Here is a 3649-nt window from a genome sequence, read left to right as displayed (position 1 = left end):
GGGCCGGCGTGACGCCGGCCTCCACGGTGACCGGCACCGCCGAGTCGGCGACCTTCGAGCGGGTCAGGCCGTAGTCGGCGCCCGAGACCGTCAGGCCCGAGCCGTCGGCGTTCGGCGCGATCGAGGTGATCGCGCCGCCGGAGGCGCGGACGAGGCGGTCCGTCTCGCTCTCCAGCTCGCGGGCCGAGTGGGCCGCGGGCAGGACGCTGACCGGGACGTCCCGGCGCAGCCGGCCGACCAGGGCGCTGACACGCTCGGGGATGTCTCCCTTCCAGTAGACGCGCAGTTCGCGGTTCTCCGGCGCCGCGATGATGCCGGCGAACCCGGTGCCGTCCTGTGTCCTGACGGCGGCGGTGACGCGGTCGGCGGCCTTGACCAGCTTCTCCTGGGTGGCCAGCAGGTCCTTCCAGGAGGCGAAACCGCCCGGGACCCTGCCGGCCGGCTCGACGGCCCGGGTGCCGGCGTCTCTGACGGGAGCGGGAGCGGGGACGGGAACAGGGGCCGCCGTGGCCTGGGCGGCGCCCATCGCGACCATGGCGAGGGCGACTCCCAGCGCCACCGCCAGACGGCCGGTGGATCGTGGGGCTTTTGAGGTGATCGGGGGGATTTTCACCGGATGCTCCTCCGTGCCTTAATTACGGGGATGCATCCGGTATTCCATGTGTTTACGGCGTAATCAATGTCTTGACAGGGCCTTCAGAAGCGGCAAATCGATGCAGTCAGACAGTTCTGTGCTGGAATTCCGGCTCCGCGCCCAGGGCGTGGCCCATTCCGTGATCACTCGTTGAAACGGCGGTGGAAGCCTCCGTGGGGCGGCCGGCGCTCCGCCGGGTGGAGCGCGGTGCGGGGCGGGCCGGCCGTACCGGGTGATCCTGGATGGACTCGGCGCCCGCGGCGGGCCGTCCGCTCCGGCTCCCTAGGAGGCGGCGGCTCCGCTGGATCCCACCGGGCCGCGTTCGTGCACCAGGCGCCACAGGAGCTTGTTGAACAGCTCGCGCTCGTCGGGGGTGAGCGGCGCCAGGAAGGTGTCGAGGGCGTTCGTCATGGTGGGGGCGAGATCCTGGCGCAGGAGCGCCTGCCCCTCGCTGGTCAGGGCGATCGCGTATTTGCGCCGGTCGTCCGGGTTGCGCGCCCGCTGGACGAGGCCGAGCCGCTCCAGGCCGTCGACGACGCTGACCATGGTGGTCCGGTCGATGCCGTGGGTGCGGGCGAGCTGCTGCTGGGACTGGGGCCCCATGGAGTCGATGGCCGTGAGCACGATGAAGTCCTTCGACCGCAGTCCGAAGGGTTCCACCGCCGACTCGAAGATCTCGACGAAAAGATCATTGGCCTTGCTCACGAGCAGGCTGGTGGAGCTGGACATGAGATCCGGCAGGGGAAGATCCGTATTCGGAGAATCAGTGCTCACATACGTCCCTTCAGCGGCCACACGTTCCATAATGCGCAAAAGTGCCCATATCAAGCACGCTCATATATGGCAAGACTGTCACACGCTATAGGGCAAGAGTGTCACACGCCGACATGTGCAGCGCAACAGCTGGATTCAAATCATCAGCACTACTGATTGACAGGATTGCTGAGGATCTGTGAAGCTGATTAATGCGTGAAGGGTGGTGGAGGGTCCGCCTGGGGACCCGCGGCCATCCCGGGTGAGGAGACTCCATGTCCGCAGGCCAGGTCGGCCCTGACGCCGGCACCACATGGGATGAGGTCCGTGAGATCGTGCTCGGAGTGGATCCGTCAGAGGAGGCCGACGGGCAGGAAGGCTGACGGTCGATCCGCTGGAAAGGGGTGGAGCTATGGGTGGAGACCGGGGTGCGCCCGTGCCGGCCGCGCGGCTGCTGGCCGAGTCCACCGGCTGGCTGCTCAACGGCGCGGCGCGCGAGGTCACGCTGGAGCTGGAGGAGGCGCTGAAGGGGGCCGACCTCCGCTGGCGCGACTACGGGGTGCTCAGCGTGCTGGAGGCGGCCGGGCCGCTGTCGCAGCAGGAGATCGGGCGGCGGCTCGCCGTCGACAGGTCGACGATGGTGCACATCATCGACGTCCTGGAGCAGCGCGGGCTGGTCGTGCGCAGCCGCGACCTGACCGACCGCCGGGCCTATTCGATCGAGCTGACCGACGCCGGGCGTGCGCTCCTGGTGGAGGTGCTCCATCCGGTGACCGCCGAGGTCCACGACCGCGTGATCGGCAGGTTGACGGATGAGGACCGGGCCCATCTCGACCGGATCCTCGCGCAGCTGACCGGCGGGAGCCGGACCGGCACTATATGAGGGTTTACAAACGATCTATGGTCTGATAGTTTGAAAATATACATATCTGCGTGCCGGGCCAAGGTGGACCAGCCTGCGGTCACCCCCCTGGGTGAGGTACATGGCCAGGAGGTGAGCCATGGACATTTCCATCATCGGTATTTCGGCCGAGGCCGAGGAGCTCTATCGATACTTCCTGCGGCACCGCGGCGAGGGGATCGGCTCGGTACGGCAGGCGCTCAACATGGACCCCGACACGGTCGAGGCCGCGGCCGAGGTGCTCGGCAGGCTCTCCCTGCTCGACCTCACCGACCGCCACCGGGTGGTGGCCACCGAGCCGAGGATCGGCATCGAGCGCCTCGTGGAGCAGCGGCTCGACCAGCTCAACATGGAGATCCGCCGCGTCCTGGCGGCGCGTGACGCCATCGCGTCGTTCGTGGAGGACCAGCGGCACGGGGAGAACGCGACGCCGGTGCTCGACATCGAGCGGGTGGAGGGCCTCGACCGGGTCCGTCAGCGGCTCGACGACCTCGGGTTCTTCTCCTACAAGGAGACGCTGTGCCTGCATCCCGGCGGCCCGCTCTCCCAGGGCGCCATCGAGACGGCGCTGCCGCTGGACACCCGCTCCCTGCGCCGCGGACTGGCGGTGAAAGCGGTCTACCACCCCAAGGCGCTCGACGACCCGATGATGGCGTCGTATCTGCGCGATGTCGTCAGCCTGGGCGGTCAGATCCACATCACCGAGGACCCCATGGACCGCATGCTCATCTTCGACCGCAGCGTGGCGGTCGTGCCGATAAACCCGAAGGAGAGCTCGCGCGGCGCGCTGCTCGTGAGGGAGCCAGGCCTGGTCTCCCAGCTGGTCACCTACTTCGACGGCGTGTGGCAGGCCGCCACCGACTTCCGCGACTTCACCGAGCCCTCCACGGGCGCGCCGCTCCTGTCCGAGCTGGAGAAGCGGGTGCTCGCGGTGATGGCCACCGCCGACAAGGACGAGATCGCGGCACGCGAGATCGACGTGTCCGTCCGGACCTATCGCCGTTATGTCGCGGACCTCATGGCCCGGCTCGGCGCGGTCAACCGTTTCCAGGCCGCCCTGCGCGCCAAGGAGGAGAATTGGATCTGACGGTCCCGTTCCGGGAGGGGGAGAGATCAGGGGGCGGCCTCCCCGGGCCCGGGACGGCCGGTGGCCAGGGTCTGGCAGGCCGCGAGCTCCCAGTGGCTGATCGCCGGATCGGTGAGAGCCTCGATCACCTCGGCGCGGATCTGCGCGCTGGTCACCCTCTCGTCGGTGTGGACCCGGATGACGACGTCCCCGGTGGCCTGCCTGAGGTCTTTACGCCATTTCTCCGGCAGCAGCGCCAGGATCCGGATCCCGTCCACCGGTGAATTGTTGAACG

General features: G+C 68.4%; 5 protein-coding genes. 2 read left to right on the top strand and 3 right to left on the bottom strand.

The features are described from left to right. Both ACWDS7_RS47335 and ACWDS7_RS47330 read right to left on the bottom strand, forming a co-directional pair. On the bottom strand, positions 1-559 hold a 559-nt coding region (locus ACWDS7_RS47335), incomplete at its 3' end, for a hypothetical protein (RefSeq protein ID WP_451934656.1). Positions 560-916: 357 nt separating this feature from the next. Further along, positions 917-1363 carry a MarR family winged helix-turn-helix transcriptional regulator gene (locus ACWDS7_RS47330; RefSeq protein WP_451934655.1) on the bottom strand — a complete coding sequence of 149 codons (447 nt, stop codon included), beginning with the start codon at positions 1361-1363 and terminating at the stop codon, positions 917-919. Between the two features lie 436 nt (positions 1364-1799). Between ACWDS7_RS47330 and ACWDS7_RS47325 the strand changes: the two genes are divergently transcribed. Both ACWDS7_RS47325 and ACWDS7_RS47320 read left to right on the top strand, forming a co-directional pair. Continuing rightward, entirely contained in the window at positions 1800-2270 is a 471-nt protein-coding gene (locus tag ACWDS7_RS47325; RefSeq protein WP_451934654.1) for a MarR family winged helix-turn-helix transcriptional regulator, read from the top strand. A gap of 118 nt (positions 2271-2388) precedes the next feature. After that, positions 2389-3375: a helix-turn-helix domain-containing protein gene (locus tag ACWDS7_RS47320; RefSeq protein WP_306867109.1), complete on the top strand. Its 987-nt coding sequence runs from the start codon at positions 2389-2391 to the stop codon at positions 3373-3375. Positions 3376-3401: 26 nt separating this feature from the next. On the opposite strand, the gene ACWDS7_RS47315 is transcribed toward ACWDS7_RS47320, so the two are convergent. Next, the coding region (locus ACWDS7_RS47315; RefSeq protein WP_451934653.1) for a hypothetical protein at positions 3402-3649 on the bottom strand (248 nt) is incomplete at its 5' end.

This window comes from Streptosporangium sp. NPDC003464, from assembly GCF_053588315.1.
The sequence above is the reverse complement of the archived record's forward strand: the minus strand, read 5'-3'. Positions and strand labels throughout refer to the sequence as shown.